The organism is Nostocoides vanveenii (assembly GCF_039531165.1).
Taxonomy (GTDB): Bacteria; Actinomycetota; Actinomycetes; order Actinomycetales; family Dermatophilaceae; genus Nostocoides_A; species Nostocoides_A vanveenii.
Genome location: NZ_BAAAPN010000055.1, coordinates 1 through 18,405, shown reverse-complemented (window position 1 = coordinate 18,405; position 18,405 = coordinate 1). Strand labels below are relative to the sequence as shown.

The window sequence follows — 18,405 nt, the reverse complement described above, 5'->3', positions numbered from 1 at the left end:
TCACTCATTGACCATTGCCGCGATCTCTGAGGACCGTCGACAGCAACTGGGACGCCGAGCCCAACTGCTTGCCGGCGCCTCAGTGGCGTACAACGTTGTGGAGTCCGTTGTCGCCGTGGCTGCCGGGTCGGCCGCGTCATCGATCGCGCTGATCGGCTTCGGTCTGGACTCGTTGGTCGAAGTCGGCAGCGGACTTGTCATCCTCTGGCAGTTCCGGCACAAACTCCCCGAAACCAGGGAACGCCAAGCCCTGCGCTGCATCGGCATCTCGTTCTTCGCATTGGCCGCCTACGTGTCGGTGGAGTCGATGCGAGCACTGCTGGTAGCCAGCGAGGCCGAACACTCGACCCTAGGCATCTGGATCGCGGCCCTCTCCTTGGCGGTCATGCCCTTCCTGTCCTGGGCGCAACGGCGAACCGGCCGGGAACTGGGCTCCGGGTCGGTCGTGGCCGACTCCAAACAAACCCTGCTCTGCACGTATCTGTCCGCGGTGCTCTTGGCCGGCCTGCTCGTTAACAGCCTCTTCGGGTGGTGGTGGGCCGACCCGATCGCCGGGCTGGTCATCGCCGGCGTCGCCACCCGCGAAGGACTCCAAGCGTGGCGCGGCGAGACCTGCGGATGCGGCCCCACCATCGCCTCCTCCTCCAACGCCACGTGCTGCACCGATGCCCATTGCAGCAGCGTCAAAGCGGCATCATGAGCGACCACGGCCACAGCCACGGGGCAGCCCTGGCCGACCACCGCGGCAAACTCGCCGCCGTGCTGGGCATCACGCTGACCGTCCTCGTCGTCGAGGTGGTCGGGGCCGTCCTGTCCGGCAGCCTGGCCCTGCTCGCCGACGCCGCGCACATGCTCACCGATGTCGCCGGCCTCACCCTCGGGCTGATCGCTGCCGTCCTGGCGCGCCGACCCGCCACCCCCGCCCGGACCTGGGGCTACCACCGTGCCGAAGTCCTCGGTGCCGCTGCCCAGGCCGCTCTCTTGCTGGCCGTCGGCGCCTTCGTCCTGATCGAGGGGGTCAAACGTCTCTTCGAACCCCCCGAGGTGGCCTCGGGCCTGATGATCGTCTTCGGCATCGTCGGCTTGATCGGCAACCTCATCGGCCTGCTCATCCTGGCCAGCGGCCGCAGCGCTAACCTCAACATGCGCGCGGCATTCCTCGAGGTCGTCAACGACGCACTCGGCTCGGTCGCTGTTTTGGCCGCCGCCGCCGTCATCACCACCACCGGCTGGTACCGCGCCGACGCGATCGCCTCGATCCTCATCGGCGTCCTCATCATCCCGCGCACCATCCGACTTCTCCGCGAAACCATCGACGTCCTGCTCGAGTCCACCCCATAGGGCCTCGACCTCGAACTGGTGCGCCAGCACCTGCACGCGCTACCCCACGTGCACGACGTCCACGACCTGCACGCCAGCCAAGTCGCCACCGGCATCCCCATCCTCACCGCCCACCTAGTCGTCGACGACACCTGCTTCCACGACGGCCACCTCGGCGAACTCCTCGACCAAGTCCAGGCGTGCATCCACACCGACTTCGGCATCGAGCACTCGACCATCCAGTTCGAGTCCGTTGACCACGCTGCCCATGAACACGCCACCCACGAATGACCCGCTCAGCGACTACTGGCAGGTGCCCGAGGCAGCCACCATCGAACGGGCCCGCGGCCAAGTACACCGACGCAGCACGGGCGATTCATCGCGCTGGTCATCCCCGTCTCCCAAACCGCGGCCGCTGGCCTGGCGAAATGGGCAACCGTCAGACGACTCGTAACCCGCCCTCTCGCCCGACAGGGCACGCCCAAGGCCGCATTGTTACCCCATCGTTAGTCCGGAGAAGCACAAACCCCAGCTGGTAGGGGATGGTGGCGAGGATGTCGTCTGGCGTGCGAAGTCGGATGCTCATGGCAGCAACGCTGCCGCGCGCGGCCGAGCGACACCAGAGGGTCTATTTTTCCTGTGGATCGTGCCTATTTGGCCGTCGGCCTGTGGATCACGCTCAGCGCGGACCGTAGCTCGCAGGCGCGAAAGCGACAGCTCCGGGGACGGGGGTTGCCTGCTTCTCCCACGCCAGGAAGGACTCGGTCTCGGTGAGCACGGTGGCGGCCAGCCAGCTGAGCACCATCGCATCGTCGGCCAGGCCGAACACGGCGAGGAAGCCCTCCGGCATCAGGTCCACCGGCGAGACGATGTAGGCGGCAGCCGCGGCCATCATCGCCAGCCGGCCGGTCGTCATCCCGCCGTACTGGCCGGAGCGAACCGCGCGCAGCAGGCGCGGCAGGGCGCTGAACCGCTCCCCCATCGACGGAGCGCCCGGACGGGTGGCCGAGCGCAGGGCCGCGGCGAACGAGCGGGCGAGCAGGAGGCGAGAACGAGCAGCCACCAGGACATCCTTGTTGTGAGCGACCGCGCGGATGCGATCGGACCATCTCTTTCAACGAGCGTGACCCGCGAGCGATTCCCGCCGCGGTGACGGCTTCAGCGGTCGCCGACCAGCGGGAACTCCCGGCGGGCCGCGTCGGCGATGCGGCGGATCAAGTAGGTGTCCAGGCCCGCACCGACGAAGCCGCCGACGACCGGCACGCCCTTGCCGAAGCGGGAGAGGGTGTTCTTCCCGACCGTCGAGAGCAGGCGGAAGGCGACACCCTTGTTGACCACCATGAGGATCGGCCCGGGCAGCCGCTGGGCCGCAAGGTTGGAGAGCCGGCCGGTGGCAACGACGCCGGCCTTCTGCAGCAGGTCGTCGGCGTCGGCGCCGACCAGGGTCAGCAGGATCGCTGAACGAATTTCGGGCTGCGTGATGTCGTAGCCGCGCACCTTCGCGATGCTCGCGACCATGCGCGTCGCAAGGAGGTAGAACTCGATGAGGTTGACGGGCAGCGAGACCGGCAAGGTGATGAATCCGCCCATGCTCGTCAGGAAGCCACCGCTGGCCGCCAGCAGGGTGTGGTCCTTGACGATGTGGTCGATCGCTGCGCCCGGGTTGCGGGCCTTCTTCAGGGCCGCGGCGGCGATCTCGTCGGCCGAGTCGAAGGTGCCCTTGCCATCGATTCCCGTGTCGAGCAGCCGCTCCATGAATCGCGTCGCCGTGCCGGCGAAGCCGCCGTCGTCGCGTCCCGCGCGGGCCTGCTCCAGAGCCGAGCTCGCGCGCGTGGTCGAGGCCGAGGCCTTGTCGGAGCCGAAGAGTCCCATGGTCACCTCTCGTCGAAATCGATCGACGCCGATCTTGTCACGACCGTATGCCGTTCGGGCTCCTACCTCCACATCTGGCCCGACGCGGCCTGTCGGTGCCTGGTCCTATCGTTCGTTCCATGACCGGCACACCGCGCCTGACCGCCCTCGTGGCGGACGGTCGCGGGCTGCTCGCGGTGCATGACGGGCACTCGGGCCGCGTCGGCCGCCTGGCCGATGCGGGCAGCCTGCTTCGGGGCGAGCAGGAGCGGGTGGTGGTGTGGTCGGCACGTCGCGACCTCCACGGTTTGGTCGCTGCCCACGCCCCTCCCCCGCGGGTGCTCGACCTGGCCGAGGGCCACCGGCTGCTCTGCGGGGGGTGGGCAGCCGGTCCGGACGAGGTGTGGGCCGCCCGGCACGATCTGCCGCGCGAGGGCATCCCGCCCGATACCCCGGACGATCTCTTCGCCGCCCTCGTCGGGCCGACGGCGGAGGAGGAGTTGGTGACCGCGGGAGGCTATCTGCGGCCAGACGCCGTGGCCGGGCGTTGGCAGAGCACGCCCGAGCGGCTGATCCGGTGGGCTGGAGCGGCCTATGAGTGTGGCGTCCGCACCCGCACCGCACTCGAGCGTCTGGGGTCACGAGCGGTGTCGGCCGCCGTATCGGAGTCCAGTGCGGCCGTCCTGTGCCTGGAGTTGGAACGCGACGGATTGCCCATCGATCGGCCGGCCGTAGAGGAATTGATCGCCGCATCGGCGGGACGGCGGCCGCGCGACGAGCGGGAGGCGCAGGAAATCCGCGCGGCGCGCGACGCCGAGGCGCTGCGGCATGCCCCTGGTCACGAGGGGGTCGATCTGCGCAATCCGGCCGCCGTGAAGGAGCTGTTGCTCGCGATCGGGCTAGACGTGCCGTCGACGCGCAAGTGGGTGCTGGAGCCCTATCGCGAGGCCCACCCCCTGGTGGGCGCATTGCTGGCGTGGCGCGCCGACGAGCGGATCGCGACGACCTACGGCTTCGGCTGGCTGGAGCGGCATGTCGGTGCCGACGACCGGCTGCGCGGGGCCTGGACGGCGTGCGATGGTGCCGCCGGCCGGATGACGGCGCAGAACGGCCTGCACAATCTGCCTACGTCGCTCCGTCCCGGGGTGGCCGCCGCTCCAGGATGTGTCTTCGTCCGGGCCGACCTCGGGCAGATCGAGCCGCGGGTGCTGGCCTGCGTCGCGCAGGACCACGCCTTTGCCGCGGCGACGCAGTCCGACGACCTCTACGCCCCGGTGGCCGCCCGGCTTGGCATCGACCGGTCGCGGGCCAAGGTCGCGGTGCTGGCGGCGATGTACGGCCAGCGCTCAGGGGCAGCTGGCGAGGCCCTCGCCGGTCTGCAGCGGGCCTACCCCATCGCCATGGCCTTCCTCGACCGGGCCTACGAGTCCGGGGTGGCGGGCGCGGACCTGCGCACCTTCGGCGGGCGCTTGATCCGCACGGCGGGCCCGCACGACGCCGGCTCTCGTGGCCGGTATGCCCGCAATGCCCTGATCCAGGGCGCCGCGGCGGAGCTCTTCAAGGCCTGGGCGGCGACCGTGCGGGTGACCACTGCCGATCTCGGCGCGCAGGTGGTGCTGTGCCTGCATGACGAGTTGCTCGTGCATACGCCCGAGGCCGCGGCCGAGGAGTGCGCGGCTCGCGTTGGTCAGGCGCTGACCGACGCCGCCCGCCGGTGGAGCGGCGCTGCCCCCGTCCGCTTCGTCACCGACACCCGCATCATCCGCCGCTGGTCCGAGGCGAAGTAGTCCAAGCTTTCTCGCCCGATGCCATAAACCCCTTGTCCGCCAGGGAATTCTTCCCATGCGAGCGAGGGTGTTCCGCCATCGGGCGGGAAAGCTGTGCCAGGCGGATGAGGTCAGGCGCGGGGATCGTCGTCGGAGACCGAGCGCAGGAATTGCTCGACATCGGCCGCCAGCTCGTCGGCCGATGGCAGCGGAGTTGCTTGCGGGGCAAGAAGATTCGGCTTGTCCTGGCCTTCGAGGAAGGTGTCGTACTGACGCTCGAGCGCCGAGACGGCTTCACCGATCTCGCCATTACCGGCGACTTCGGCATCGATCTGCGCGCGGCCCGCGGCCGCAGCGGCAACGAGCGCGTCATTGGGCAGGTTGAGCCCGGTGGCGTCGACGATCCCGTTGAGGGCGGTCAGGGCGCCGTCATGGAAGTCCGCCTGCGCCAGATAGTGCGGCGTATGCACGGCGAAGCCCATGGCCGGGGCACCCTGCTCACCGAGGCGGTATTCCAGCAGCGCGGCAAAACTCGCGGGGACCTGCACTCGCCCGAAGACCGGATTGCGCTCGCCGATCAATCCCTGGTCAGTGGCGTGGGCCGTCAGCCCGACCGGACGGGTATGCGGCACGGCCATCGGGATGCCGTGTGCGGTGACCACGAGCGTCACGCCGATATGGGCCATCAATGCTCGGATTGCCTCGACCATCCGCTCCCACTGGTAGTCCGGCTCGGGGCCGGTCAGCAGGTAGTAGACCTGACCGTCGCGGTCGGTGAGGCGGTAGAGCAGCAGGCTGGGGTCGTCATACGCCACCCACTGTGTCTCCTCGAAGACCATCAGCGGCCGGCGGCCGCGGTAGTCGAGCACCTGATCGACATCAAAGGAGGCCACGACCTGCGCCTGGGACTGGGCCAGCAGATGGGTAATCAGGAGGCCGTTGATATTGCCGGCATCGATGAAGCCGCCGAGGCCGAGCAATAGCACTCCGGGTTCGAGGCCAGCCGGGTCGGCGTCGGCTTCGAAGCGGTAGAGCTCGTGTGGGTTTTGCACGGGGACCTTCCACGTCAGGGGTGTCTGATTCTCCTCTTCGCAACGCCCGCGTCGCCAGCATGATTCCGGGCCGGTCCCCTTCAGCGCAGGTCGGCGATGGCCTTCAGCACCCGCTTGACGCTGACCGGATGCGTAGTCCCCAAGCCCTGGGCGAACAGGCCCACCCGCAACTCCTCGATCTGCCAGGCGGCCGCGACAACCGGCGCCGAGCCACGGACGGCAGGCGACAGCTCACTGAGCAGATCGGCATAGGCCGCCTCGACAGGGTCGAGTTGGTCGAGCAAGCGCCGGTCCCGAGCCGGATCGGCCAGTGCCTTGGTCAGGCGCTCGTCGACGGCGCGTAGGTAGCGCGGCAGATGCGGCAGGTGCCCCACGCCGACCCGTGCGACGAACCCCGGTCCGACCAACCCGTCGAGTTGGGCGCGGATGTCCGCCACCGTGACCGCGAGGCGCGGATCGTCAATCGCCGCGAGCCGGCCACGCAGCGCGTGGGCGCGCTCGAGGACCGGAACCAGACCGGTGGCGATGGCCAGGACCCGCGCGGCCGCGTGCGTGCGNGCCTGCCCGTAGGCCGTCGCGTCCCGCACGGGTCCGATCACGTGATCCTCGACGATCGCGTCGACGGCAGCCGCGAGCGCGTCGTCGAGGAGCCCCGGCACCGACCCGTGCGGGGCGAATTGAAGCGCCAGCTTGTCGGCATTGCTGAGCCCCGCGAGCACGCGCTTCCACGGCGGGTTAGTTCCGAGCAGGAGCAGGCGGCGCAGGCCGACCCGGTGAGCGGCGAGTGCCGACTCGCGATCGGGCAGGACGCGCAGGGCGACGCTCGTGCCCTCGTCGACGAGGGCGGGGTATCCGACGATGTCCTGGCCGTCGGCGCGCGTGGTGAAGGTCTCCGGGATGTCGTCGTCGGGGAATGTGGTCAGGCCGGTCCGCTCGATCGCCGCTCCGGCGCGTGACATCCGTCGCTGCACCGCCCCGGCGAAGCGCTCCCGCAGGGCGTCGAGATCCTTGCCGGAACCCAGCACCTCCCCCTTCGGTCCGATGACCTTGAACGTCATGCGCAGGTGCGCGGGCACCTTGGCCCAGTCCCAATCTCCCGGATCGACGGCAATTCCGGTGTGCGACTTCAGGATTGCCGCGATCGCTTCGGTTATTGGCCGCCCGTCCGGGTCGGGCAACTCGCGCAGGACGTATGCTGCATGGTTGGGTGCCGGGACGAAGTTCGTCCGCGTCGCCTTGGGTAGCGAACGGATCAACGCGGCCACCAGATCCTCGCGCAGGCCGGGCACAGACCAGTCGAAGCCGGCGCCGTCGACGCGGTTGAGCACGCCGATGGGGATCCGGACGCTGACCCCGTCGTCCGGGGAGCCGGGGTCGAACTGGTAGGCGAGGTCAAGGCGCAGATCGCCTGCGGCCCACGTGCCGGGATAGTCGCGCGAGCTAACCGCTTCGCCGGCGTCTCGGCGCAAGACCTCCTCGGTGAGGGTGAGCAGGTCGGGGTGGTGCTTGCGCTCGCCACGCCACCACCGGTCAAAGTGTGCTCCGGAGACGATCCCCGGCGGAATGCGTGCATCGAAGAAGGCCGCGACGGACGCGTCGTCGGCGACCAGATCACGGCGGCGCGCCATGTCCTCCAGCGCCTCGATCCGCTCCCGCACCTGGCGATTGACACGCATGAACGTATGCGGCGCGTCCCAATCTCCTACCACGAGAGCGTTTTTGATGAACAGATCTCGTGACAACTCCGGGTCGATCCGGCCGAACTGCACGGTCCGGTCCACCACGAGCGGCACCCCGTAGAGGGTGACGCGCTCGGTGGCGACGACGCTCGCCTGACGGCGCGACCAACGCGGCTGCGAGTAGTTGCGCACGACGAGGTGACCGCCGGCCTCCTCGGCCCACAGCGGGTCGATGGTGGCGTTGACCCGCGCCCACAGGCGCGTGGTCTCCACCAGTTCCGCCGCCATGACGTATGCCGGTTGCTTGCGGAAGAGCACCGACCCCGGGGAGAGCGCGAACCGCGCCCCTCGGGCGCCGAGGTAGTCGCGGGTGGCCTCGTCGCGCAACCCGACGTGCGAGAGCAGGCCCGTGACGATGGCCTGATGGATGCGTGCCAGATCGGGATCGGCGTCGCGGGCCGCCGTTGCCAGGTCGGGATCGATCCCCTGACTCTTGAGAGCAGAGCGCAGCTGCTGGTGCAGGTCCTGCCATTCGCGCACGCGGAGGTAGTGCAGGAACTCCCGCTGGCACATCCGACGAAAGGCACTGCCCGACAGTGCCTTTTGCTGATCCTTGAGATAGCGCCAGAGGGCGAGATAGCCGCCGAAGTCGCTGCCCTCGACCTTGAAGCGAGCGTGGTGCTGGTCGGCTTGGGTCTGCTTGTCGGCGGGCCGTTCGCGGGGATCCTGGATCGAGAGAGCGGCCACGATCACCAGCAGTTCACGGGTGCAGCCGAGCCGTTCCGCGGCGATGAGCATCCGTCCGAATCGGGGATCCACGGGCAACCGGGCCAGCTTCCGCCCGATCGGCGTCAATCGCTCGCCCTCGCTCGGCATCCGGCCTCGCCCCCGGCTTCGACCGGTGCCGGGTGCCCGCCCGGAGGAGGCCGCACCCGATTGCCCACCAGCGATATTCGGTTCTGCGAGAGCGCCCAGCTCACGCAGCAGCCGCACTCCGTCCGCGACGTTGCGAGCGTCCGGCGGGTCGACGAAGGGGAAGCGCGCGACCTCGCCGAGCCGCAGCGCGGTCATCTGCAGAATCACCGCGGCGAGCGAGGTGCGCAGGATCTCCGGTTCGGTGAACTCAGGGCGGGCGTCGTGGTCCTCCTCGCTGTAGAGGCGGATGCAGATGCCGTCGGCCAAGCGGCCGCATCGGCCGGCGCGCTGTTTGGCGCTGGCCTGGGAGATCGCCTCGATCGGCAGGCGCTGCACCTTGAGGCGTTGGGAGTAGCGCGAGATGCGCGCGGTGCCGGTGTCGACGACATACCGGATCCCGGGCACGGTCAGTGAGGTCTCGGCGATATTGGTCGCGAGCACGATGCGCCGGCCCGGGTGGCGGGCGAAGACGCGATGCTGCTCGCTCGCCGAGAGGCGGGAATACAAGGGGACGATCTCGGTGGCGGGGAGCTTCATACCGGCCAAGGCGTCTGCGGCATCGCGGATTTCGCGTTCACCGGAGAGGAAGACGAGAACGTCGTGATCTCCCGCCTCGTAGTTGCGGGCCTCGGTCCACAACTCCTCGATGGCCTCGCAGATGCCGGTGATCTGATCGCCGTCGCCGTCGTCACCGCCGAGCGGCCGGTAGCGCAGTTCGACCGGATAGGTGCGGCCGGAGACTTCGATGACGGGCGCCAGACGGCCCCCGATCGCGAAGTGGTCGGCGAAACGCTGTGGGTCGATGGTTGCCGAGGTGATGACGACCTTCAGGTCCGGCCGCCGCGGAAGCAGACGCCCCAGGTAGCCGAGCAGGAAGTCGATATTGAGGCTGCGCTCGTGCGCCTCGTCGATGATGATCGCGTCGTAGCGGCGCAGGTCGCGGTCCCTCTGCAGTTCATTGAGAAGGATGCCGTCGGTCATCACCTTGATCGCCGTGTCGGCGCTGGAGGTGTCGGTGAACCGCACCTGATAGCCGACCAGCCCGCCGAGGGGCACGCCGAGTTCCTCGCTGATCCGCTCGGCGACCGAGCGCGCGGCGATGCGGCGGGGCTGGGTCAGGCCGATCTGACCGGCTTGGCCCAGGCCGAGTTGCAGGCAGATCTTGGGGATCTGGGTGGTCTTGCCCGACCCGGTCTCGCCGGCGATGACGACGACCTGGTGCTCACGGATGGCCGCCGCGATCTCGTCCAGTTGCTCGACGACAGGCAGCTGCGGTGGATAGTGCAGCTCCGGGATCACCCGACGCGCGGGTGCAGGCTGGTCCTCGGGCACGCCCGCCACAATACGTCCGAGTATGCCGATCCTGCGCCGTCGAGAGTGCATCACGGGCTCGTCGAGAGTGCACTCTCGACGAGCCTGAGATGGACTCTCGACGGGGTGTGGGGGGGTCAGCCGGCGGCGGCGAAGCCGTGACGGAGGTCGGCCAGGATGTCGTCAATGTGCTCCAGGCCGACGGCCAGTCGCACCAGACCTGGGGTAACGCCCGCGGCCAGCCGGTCCTCGTCGCCGCCTTGGCTGTGCGTGGTCGTGGCCGGGTGGATCGCCAGCGAACGGACGTCGCCGATATTGGCGACATGGCTATGCAAGGTCAGCGCCTCGACGAAGCGCTGACCGGCCGACTTGCCGCCAACAATCTCGAAGCCGATCACCGCGCCGGCGCCCTTGGGTGCGTACTTGTCGGCGCGCCCCTTGCTGTCGTCGCCCTCGGCCGAGGCCCAGCGCACCGACTCGACCTGATCGTGGGCGCTGAGGAAGGCCACGACCTCGCGAGCATTGGCCAGGTGCCGGTCCATCCGCAGGCTGAGCGTCTCGACGCCCTGTGAGAGCAGGAAGGCGTTGAAGGGTGAAATCGCCGCACCGATGTCGCGCAGGAGTTGGACGCGGGCCTTGAGGATGTAGGCCAGATTCGCGCCGAAGGCCGAGCCGACGCCGAGGTCGGGGCCGAAGCGCAGCCCGTGGTAGCTCTCATCGGGCTGGTTGTAGTTGGGGAACTTCGCCGGGTCGGCAGCGAAGTCGAAGCTGCCGCCGTCGACGATGACGCCCGCGATCGACGTGCCGTGGCCGCCGAGGTATTTGGTGGCCGAGTGCAGGACGACGTCGGCGCCCCACTCCAACGGCCGGATGACATACGGCGTGGCGATCGTGTTGTCCACGACCAGCGGGACGCCGTGCTCATGCGCGACCGTGGCGACCGCTTCGATGTCGAGGACATCGGCGCGCGGGTTGGCGATGCTCTCCCCGAAGAGAACCTTGGTGTTCTCCCGGATCGCCGAACGCCAGGCGCCGGGGTCGGCCGTGTCCTCGACGAAGGTCACGTCGATCCCGAACTTGGCGAAGGTGTAGCGCAGCAGGTTGAAGGTGCCGCCGTAGAGTGCCGCGCTGGCCACGATGTGATCGCCGGTCTCGGCGATATTGAGCAGGCCGAGCGTCGTCGCCGACTGGCCGGAGCTGACCAGGAGTGCGCCGACGCCGCCCTCGAGCGAGGCCAGCCGCTGCTCGACGGCGTCCTGGGTCGGGTTCATGATCCGGGTGTAGATGTTGCCGAACTCCTTGAGTGCAAACAGATTCGCCGCGTGCTCGGAGTCCTTGAAGACGTAGGAGGTGGTCTGGTAGATCGGCAGTGCCCGTGCCCCCGTCGTCGGGTCGGGCTGCTGGCCGGCGTGGATCTGACGGGTCTCGAAGGCCCAGTCGGGGTTCTCGGTCATACGGCAGTCTCCTATTGAGTCGGTAGGATACAGACGCTACGTCGCTGCAGCCGCGACGGCAGTGTCGTCTCTCCTGGCGGACCAGGATCCCAGGCCGCCGCGCGAGTTCCCCTGGCGGCGGGGCCGCGCTTCGTGTCAGGGTCGGAGTGCGAGAGCCGGCCAGGCTCTCGACCGACATCACAGGCAGGGGCATCAGCATGCGCACCAATCGTTTCGCCGCGCTCGTCGCCACCGCGCCACGGCCGTGGCCGGCCTCGTAGCGCTGCCGGCCGCCCACGCGGCCTCACCACCCGTCGAGGCTCCAGCGGTATCTGGGCCGGACCCTGCCATCCCGGCCAAGTACCTCAACCAGCGGCCGTCTGGCCCGCGTGTGGCTTGCCCTTCGGCACCACCTGCGCCCGCATCAAGGCGCCCCGGTGTCGACCTACGACTTCCGCGACCGCAGTGCCGCGGGACGAGGGCGAGCAGCAAACGTCTCAAAAGCCGCACAGTCCTTCTGCCGCAAGGGTTCCGGGAGCTACCTGGACTGTGTCAACACCTTCCAGACCGTCAGTGACATGAACCTGATTCGTGCCGTTCTCGGCTATCGGACCACGGACTTTGTCGGCTATTCCGGCGGGGCGTGGATGGGCGCCTACTTCCAGAAGTACTTCCCCAAGGCCAGCGGACGCTTCGTCTTGGACTCCAACACCGACCTCACCGCACCCCTGTCGGCGACCTTCCTCGCCCAACCACAGGCCTTCCCACGGCGATTCGAAGCCGACTTCCAGACCTGGGCGGCGCGTTACAACGCGACCTTGCACCTGGGCCGGACTCCGGCGGCCGTCGAGGCTTTCTACGAGAAGCTGCGTGCGGATCTGGTCCGCCGCCCCCTGGTCGTGGAGGGCCAGGATGATCCCATCACAGTCGATGGCAACTACCTCGACTCGGGGATCACCTCCAGCCTCTCACGAAGGACTACTTCGCCGGACTGGCCGATGCCCTTGGCCAAATCCGTGAGTTGTGGAATGCCGGCACACGGGTCGACGCCTCCTCCGCGGCGCTGCGCGGCTTCATCGACCGGGCGCGCTCGATGCCGATGGCCGAGGACCCTGCCGTCGCGGCGAACGCGACCTTCCTGGCTATCACCTGCAACGACACCCCGTGGCCGCGGGGGCAGGCGTTCGCCGACGCCTTCTCGGCGCGCCAGGGCAAGCTCTATCCGCTGCTGGGATGGAGCGAGAACCAGAACCCTTGCTATTACTGGAACCGCCCGGCGCTGAGCATGACGGCCCCGGATGGCGCGCGCGTCGGCACCACCCTGATGGTGCAGTCGGTGCACGACCCCGCGACCAACGCTCGACTCGCCTACGCCGCGCACGCGAAGTAGGCCGGCTCGATCCTGATCAAGGTCGTCAAGGAGGGCGATCACGGCATCTACGGCAGTGGCAATCCGTGTGTCGATGACCGCGTGAATATGATCCTCGCCACCGGGAGCACCGTCACCACCGACGTCACCTGCGAGGGCTTGCCGATCCCCGCGGCTGGGGCCAAGGCGCCGACCGGCCGATGGGTCCAAGAGCAGTGGGCCGCGCTGGCCGCGGGCTTACGCTTCTGATTCCGCCTTTCGAAGGAGACTCGTATGAGCTATCGACCCAGTCCGAGCGGATGGGTGCGTGACCAGGTCGCCGCGATCGAAGCCGCCGGCGACACGCGCGCGGCATCGATCATGGACCGCGCGGTCGTGCTACTCACCATGACCGGCCGCAAGTCCGGCGACACCCTCAAGGTCCCGCTCATGCGCGTCGAACACGACGGCACGTATGCCGCGGTCGCTTCCAAGGGGGGCGCGCCGGACAACCCGCAGTGGTACTACAACCTGCTCGCGAACCCGGACATCACCGTGCAGGACGGCACCGACGTGCACGCCGTGCACGCCCGAGTGATCGAGGGCGAGGAGCGAGCGCACTGGTGGGAGCTTTGCGTCGCCGCCTTCCCGCCGTATGCCGAGTACCAAGCAGGCACCGACCGCACCATCCCGGTGTTCGTTCTCGAACGGCGCTGACTCGTCGGCCCGGCCCGGGCGTCATCGCCGGGTCGGGTCGTCCGTCTGTGGTCGTCGGCTCTGACCCCCGCTCGGTCAGGCGGGGTGGGTGAGGCTGGAACGGCGCAGCCACCAGAGGCCGACGACCGGCAGGACCAGTGGCACATAGCCGTAGCCGGAGCCGAAGTGACTCCACACGGTCTTGTCGGGGAAGGCGCTGGTGCGGGCGAAGGATGCGGCGCCGACGAGCAGCACGCCCACGAGTTCGATGGAGCAGGCGGCCGTGGCCAGCCGGCGGCGGTCGGTCGCCAGCGCGTAGGTCGCGACGATGTAGACGACCGCGGCGAGCGCCGAGAGCAGGTAGGCGACCGGGGCTCGGCCCAAGTACTCGCTGATCTGCAGAATCGAGCGGCCGGTCGCCGCAAGCGCGAGCACGCCATAGACGGCCACGATGAGCCGGCCCGGCCCGGTGCCGGTCGAGCCGGGTTCGGGTGTGCCGGGAACGGACGCTCGTGCGGAGGCGTGGCGGGGGTCAGCGGGCATAGAGGTTCCAGATCTGTGCGATACGCGAGGTCATCACCGCGACGGTGAAGGCGGCGACGACGGTGACGCCCATCGCCCAGCGCGTCTTCTCACGGATCGCCAGCAGCGTGGCCATGATCGGGACGACAGGGAGGGAGAGGGCATACGCCAAGAATGTGGCACCCTCGGAGCTGGGGTCGATGGTCCGAAAGCCGCGCGCGGCGAGGACGGCGAGGACGAGCAGGCCGATCTCGACGAGCGCGGCGACACCGAGGAGGAGGTCGTTGATCAGCCGGCCCCGCCAGGCGAACAGGACGGCCAGCACGAACCAGACCACCGACACCACGATGACGCCGATCGAGACGGGCAGGATCACGCGCAGAGGCTACTTTGCCGGAGTGCTGCCGGAACAACCGGGTCAGACGAACAGGACGAGTCCCGCTGCAGCGATCATCAGCAGCCAGAGGGCCGACCCGGTGGCGAGCGCCCCGATCACGGCGGCGACAACGACGATGGCCATGAAACGCTCGGCGAACTGATCGAGCATCACCGGCCGGCTCTGCCAGCGCGGCTTGGGTGACGAGGTGGCGCCGCGGTCACGCAGGGCCAGGTCCCAGGGGTCGAGAGGTGGGCGGTGGGGGGCCGGGGCGCCGCGGTGAGTGGTCGCACTCATGGACGTGATCCTTCCGCTGCCGGGGGTCGGTAGACCCAACCTTCACAGCAGTGTCTGGCTAGAGCCTGGATGCTGGCCACGAAAGCACTGTGTCGCGCCGTCCGCCCGTGCGCCCACGCGCATCACGGCGCGTCAGCCGGCTCCCGCGCCACCCGGGAAGCAAACGAGATAGCCCTGGGCAATCATCACCATCACGACAACCGCCCACGTCCGGGGTGGATGGTGCACGCCGTACTTCAACTCGTCGAGCAGCAGCACGCCCACCTGCAACAAGACGATCCACCCGAGGGTGACAACCGCCATCTCGGCATACTGGAGAGCCGAGGCAAAGACCCAGAAGAGCGTCAGGGCGGTGACGAGCCCGACCGTCAGGGCCGAACCGGACCGCGTGGTGACCCACTGCTTGGCGGCGAACGCGCACGCCAGGTCGATCAGGGCCAGCGCAAGCATCGCGACCGTCGCCGTCACGACGGTTGGCCAGCTGCTGGGCAGTTTGATCAGGGGCAAGACGGGCAGCCCGTCCATGCGGTCCTCCTTCTCGGTGCGCGCTCGTTGAAGAGGTAGAGCAATCAGTGCGTGAGCTGATACATGCCGGCCGCGGTCATGGGGACGTGCGCCCGACCGGGCGTCTCTCGTGGCGCGAGACGCGCGCGACCGGGGCTACCCACGGGGGTCCCGGAACGGCATACGGTGATAGCTGCCGTCGTCTCCAGCATCCCTGAGGATTCACCAGTGACCGATCCCTATCAGCCGGCCCCCGGCGTCGAACTCACGCACCCAGAATGGTCGCGAAGCGCCACCATCTATCAGATCAACACGCGCCAGTTCACCGCGGAAGGCACGCTCGCTGCGGCCGCCCGCGAACTGCCGCGACTGCGCGATCTGGGCGTGACGATCGTGTGGCTGATGCCAATCAATCCGATCGGCGAGGTCAACCGCAAGGGCACCCTCGGCAGCCCGTATGCCGTTCGCGACTACCTCGCCGTCAACCCCGAACTCGGCACCCTGGAGGATCTGAAATCCTTTGTCGCCCAGGCGCATTCGCTCGGCCTGTTCGTGATTCTCGACTGGGTTGCCAACCACACGGCCTGGGACAACCATCTGGTCACCGACCACCCCGAGTGGTATGCCCGCGATTGGAAGGGGGAGTTCACGCCGACACCGTGGTGGGACTGGGACGACATCATCGACCTCGACTACGAGCGCCCCGAGGTGCGCCGGTATATGACCGAGGCGATGGCCTACTGGGTCCGAGAAGCGGACGTCGACGGTTACCGTTGTGATGTCGCGGGGATGGTGCCGACCGACTTCTGGGAGAACGTCCGTCGCGAGCTCGACGCGATCAAGCCGGTCTTCATGCTCGCCGAGTGGGAGGCGCGCGACCTGCACGTGCGCGCCTTCGACATGACGTATGCCTGGTCGTGGAACGACACGATGCACCACATCGCGCAGGGCAAGGCCGATGTCGAGTCGCTCTATGTCTATTACGCGTGGAACGCGAAGGCCTATCCGCGCGACATCATGCGGATGATGTTCGTCTCCAACCACGACAAGAATGCCTGGGACGGAACGGAATACGAGATGTTCGGCGACGCCGTGCACGCGGCGATCGTGTTGTCGGTGATCGGCGAAGGAATGCCGCTGCTCTACAACGGGCAGGAGGCTGGCAACGACAAGCGCCTGGAGTTCTTCGAGAAGGATCCGATCGTCTGGCGCGAGCACCCGATGGCTGAGTTCTATCGCTCGCTGTTCGCGCTCAAGCACGCGACCTCTTGTCTGTGGAACGCCGCGTGGGGCGCCCGGATGGTCAACGTGCGCAACTCGGCGAGCAAGCAGGTGCTCAGTTTCGTCCGGGCCGACGCGGCGAGCCGGGTTTTCTGCGTGCTGAATCTCTCCCCCGCCGAGCAGAAGGTGACCTTCGGCCCCGGCCCGCACCTGGGTCGGTGGCGCGAGCACTTCACCGGCGCCGCGCTGACCGTCGACGACGAGACCGCGCTGACCGTCGAGGCGTGGGGCTACCGCGTGTTCGTCGGCTGAGTCGCGGCGGCGACCCGGCGCTGCCTGGAGGCCGCGCGGGCCGCGGGCCGCGGCGCCGAACTCGCCGTCGCCGTCCCGACGACCGAGGGCGAGGCGATTGTTCACTACGTCCGCACGCAGCCTGACGGCGGCCTCGAGGTGTATGTCGACCCGACGGGCGACCGGTTCGCCGGCGGGAACCCGGCGTGGAGTTGCTCGACCTGCCCGGCGGGGACGAGCCTGACGGCGTGCGTGCCTCTGAACTTCGCCGGCTGACGCGCCTGCAACGGGCCGGCGCCCTCCGGTGTATCAAGGGGTGTGCACGACAAGATGGGGTTCGAGCGATTCGTGCGGGAGAGCACGCCGACCATTTGGCGGCAGGCTTGAGCGCTGACGGGCTCCCAGCCCGACGCGGGCCGACCTGCTCCAGGAGACCTACGTCAAGGTCGGGGCCGCATAGCGGCGCGTGGACGCGAGCGGGAATCCGGTCGGATATGCGCGGAGGACGATGACGAGGTTGCACATCAACGGCTGGCGGGCGCAGGCGCGCCGCCCCGAATCCGTCGTCGCCCAACCACCCGAGCGGGCGCAACGGAGCGGGACCGAACGGATCGACGACCGCGACCGTGCATCGCCGTATGGTGCACCGCGCACGCGTGCGTCTCGCCGGCTCGCTCGTGGGATTCGGCGCACTGGTGGGGTCGGCGGCCGGCATACCGCTGATCCTGGGGAACGGCGCTTCTCACACCGCGCCGTCGGCCGGGACCACGTGCGCGATCCCGGTCACGCTGGCGACGCCGCCCTCGGGGTCGCCGACTGACCAGGCGTACGCGCGGGACCCGGCCGCCGTGGCGGTCGCCACGCGCCAACCCGTCGCCTATCTGCCCACGTGGTGCACCGAGGGAGTTGCTGCAGCCTTCGACTATCTCGACCCGCAGTGGCGCGGCGACCCGCCCGAGGTGGTCGGCTATCCGCGGCGGACATCCGGGGCCGTGGAGATTTTTGCCATGACCCCGACCGCGGAGGGCCATGCAGGGTTCGTCACCCTGACCCTGCACCTCTCCGGTGACCCGTTGGCGTGGAATGACGGCGTCAACTCGCGGTTCGTCATGCTGCGGAAGGTAGCGGGCGTGCCGGGCGATTACGCGATCACCCTCAACACCGGCCCGTGAGGCGGCCGGGTGGCCATTCGTACGACCCGCCCGCTGGAGTGGCTAGACCCCTGGCCGAGTGTGGTCCGCGGCGGTCCAGGGCCACGGCGTGACTCAAGCGAGCCAGCGACTCGGCGCCGGCACCCGGTCGAGCCGAGGACGGCGCGGGCGGCATGCGCTTTTGCGGTCTATCGTGGCCGGATGGACGCGCGGTCGGAATACGAAGCCGCGATGGCGGTCCGGACCCAGGGCGAGGTCATCACGGCCCACCGACGCGCGCTGTTGGGCCTGACATCCGCGCAGCGCGCTGTGCTTCTCGACGCGGTCCGGACGCACCTGTTGACGGGGACACGGCATACGTCGGACGACGTGGATGCCTTGGCGCGCTTCGTCGCGTGTGCCGAGATGCGCCGGCCTGGGAGCCTGCTCGGGCGGGTCACGCCCGATCTTGCTCATCGTCTGCGCGGATTTGTTGTGACCGCGTTGCCCGTGCTTCCGTCGAGAATCCGCGAGCGGCACGATGTCGGAGAGCCGGAAACGCCGGCCCGGCGCAAGGGCAGCGGATGGGACTGTCAAGGGCCAGTAGGAACTGCCCAGTGGCGGTCATGAGACCTGCCCGCTGACGGTCATGAGAACTGCCCGGTGGTGGCCATGGGATCTGCCCATGGGGGC

17 protein-coding genes and 1 pseudogene are annotated in these 18,405 nt (G+C 68.8%); 9 read left to right on the top strand and 9 right to left on the bottom strand.

Annotation, left to right across the window (positions count from 1 at the left end; all coding sequences use genetic code 11):
* Positions 1–7 precede the first annotated feature (7 nt).
* Both ABD209_RS12195 and ABD209_RS12190 read left to right on the top strand, forming a co-directional pair.
* Positions 8–700: a cation diffusion facilitator family transporter gene (locus tag ABD209_RS12195; RefSeq protein WP_287963811.1), complete on the top strand. Its 693-nt coding sequence runs from the start codon at positions 8–10 to the stop codon at positions 698–700.
* A pseudogene (locus ABD209_RS12190) lies at positions 697–1,611 on the top strand (cation diffusion facilitator family transporter). Before ABD209_RS12195 ends, ABD209_RS12190 begins: the two are co-directional and overlap by 4 nt.
* Before the next feature lie 388 nt (positions 1,612–1,999).
* On the opposite strand, the gene ABD209_RS12185 reads toward ABD209_RS12190, so the two are convergent.
* Both ABD209_RS12185 and ABD209_RS12180 read right to left on the bottom strand, forming a co-directional pair.
* Positions 2,000–2,383 (bottom strand): YkvA family protein, encoded by a 384-nt coding sequence (locus ABD209_RS12185; RefSeq protein WP_344066671.1) that lies wholly within the window; start codon positions 2,381–2,383, stop codon positions 2,000–2,002.
* Between the two features lie 95 nt (positions 2,384–2,478).
* Positions 2,479–3,192: an EcsC family protein gene (locus ABD209_RS12180; protein ID WP_344066735.1), complete on the bottom strand. Its 714-nt coding sequence runs from the start codon at positions 3,190–3,192 to the stop codon at positions 2,479–2,481.
* Between the two features lie 119 nt (positions 3,193–3,311).
* Here ABD209_RS12180 and ABD209_RS12175 point away from each other — a divergent pair, with 119 nt between their 5' ends.
* Positions 3,312–4,958: a DNA polymerase gene (locus ABD209_RS12175; protein WP_344066668.1), complete on the top strand. Its 1,647-nt coding sequence runs from the start codon at positions 3,312–3,314 to the stop codon at positions 4,956–4,958.
* A 110-nt stretch (positions 4,959–5,068) separates the two neighbouring features.
* Here ABD209_RS12175 and ABD209_RS12170 read toward each other — a convergent pair whose 3' ends face one another.
* From ABD209_RS12170 to ABD209_RS12160, 3 genes are all read right to left on the bottom strand, one after another.
* A complete protein-coding gene (locus ABD209_RS12170) occupies positions 5,069–5,989 on the bottom strand; it encodes a PAC2 family protein (RefSeq protein WP_344066665.1) in 921 nt (306 codons plus the stop codon).
* A gap of 80 nt (positions 5,990–6,069) precedes the next feature.
* On the bottom strand, positions 6,070–9,966 hold the full coding sequence (gene hrpA, locus ABD209_RS12165) for an ATP-dependent RNA helicase HrpA (RefSeq protein WP_425564666.1): 3,897 nt from the start codon (positions 9,964–9,966) through the stop codon (positions 6,070–6,072).
* Positions 9,967–10,031: 65 nt separating this feature from the next.
* Complete coding sequence (locus ABD209_RS12160) at positions 10,032–11,348, bottom strand: bifunctional o-acetylhomoserine/o-acetylserine sulfhydrylase (protein ID WP_344066659.1); 1,317 nt, start codon at positions 11,346–11,348, stop codon at positions 10,032–10,034.
* A gap of 1,000 nt (positions 11,349–12,348) precedes the next feature.
* Here ABD209_RS12160 and ABD209_RS12155 point away from each other — a divergent pair.
* From ABD209_RS12155 to ABD209_RS12145, 3 genes are read left to right on the top strand one after another with little or no spacing between them, the layout of a single operon-like run.
* Entirely contained in the window at positions 12,349–12,717 is a 369-nt protein-coding gene (locus ABD209_RS12155) for a hypothetical protein (protein WP_344066656.1), read from the top strand.
* A 9-nt stretch (positions 12,718–12,726) separates the two neighbouring features.
* A complete protein-coding gene (locus tag ABD209_RS12150; protein WP_344066732.1) occupies positions 12,727–12,945 on the top strand; it encodes an alpha/beta hydrolase in 219 nt (72 codons plus the stop codon).
* Positions 12,946–12,969: 24 nt separating this feature from the next.
* Entirely contained in the window at positions 12,970–13,392 is a 423-nt protein-coding gene (locus tag ABD209_RS12145) for a nitroreductase family deazaflavin-dependent oxidoreductase (protein ID WP_324388089.1), read from the top strand.
* A gap of 75 nt (positions 13,393–13,467) precedes the next feature.
* On the opposite strand, the gene ABD209_RS12140 is transcribed toward ABD209_RS12145, so the two are convergent.
* The 4 genes from ABD209_RS12140 to ABD209_RS12125 form a co-directional block, all read right to left on the bottom strand.
* Entirely contained in the window at positions 13,468–13,914 is a 447-nt protein-coding gene (locus ABD209_RS12140) for a hypothetical protein (RefSeq protein WP_344066653.1), read from the bottom strand.
* Positions 13,904–14,269, bottom strand: a complete 366-nt coding sequence (locus ABD209_RS12135; RefSeq protein WP_324388091.1) for a hypothetical protein — start codon at positions 14,267–14,269, stop codon at positions 13,904–13,906. Before ABD209_RS12135 ends, ABD209_RS12140 begins: the two co-directional genes overlap by 11 nt.
* A 42-nt stretch (positions 14,270–14,311) precedes the next feature.
* Positions 14,312–14,566 (bottom strand): hypothetical protein, encoded by a 255-nt coding sequence (locus ABD209_RS12130; protein WP_344066650.1) that lies wholly within the window; start codon positions 14,564–14,566, stop codon positions 14,312–14,314.
* Positions 14,567–14,698: 132 nt separating this feature from the next.
* Positions 14,699–15,091 (bottom strand): hypothetical protein, encoded by a 393-nt coding sequence (locus ABD209_RS12125; protein ID WP_344066647.1) that lies wholly within the window; start codon positions 15,089–15,091, stop codon positions 14,699–14,701.
* 207 nt (positions 15,092–15,298) lie between these two features.
* On the opposite strand from ABD209_RS12125, the gene ABD209_RS12120 reads away from it, so the two are divergent.
* From ABD209_RS12120 to ABD209_RS12110, 3 genes are all read left to right on the top strand, one after another.
* Positions 15,299–16,603 (top strand): alpha-amylase family glycosyl hydrolase, encoded by a 1,305-nt coding sequence (locus tag ABD209_RS12120; RefSeq protein ID WP_344066644.1) that lies wholly within the window; start codon positions 15,299–15,301, stop codon positions 16,601–16,603.
* A gap of 617 nt (positions 16,604–17,220) precedes the next feature.
* Entirely contained in the window at positions 17,221–17,754 is a 534-nt protein-coding gene (locus tag ABD209_RS12115) for a hypothetical protein (protein WP_344066642.1), read from the top strand.
* Between the two features lie 180 nt (positions 17,755–17,934).
* Complete coding sequence (locus tag ABD209_RS12110; protein ID WP_344066640.1) at positions 17,935–18,342, top strand: hypothetical protein; 408 nt, start codon at positions 17,935–17,937, stop codon at positions 18,340–18,342.
* Positions 18,343–18,405 lie beyond the last annotated feature (63 nt).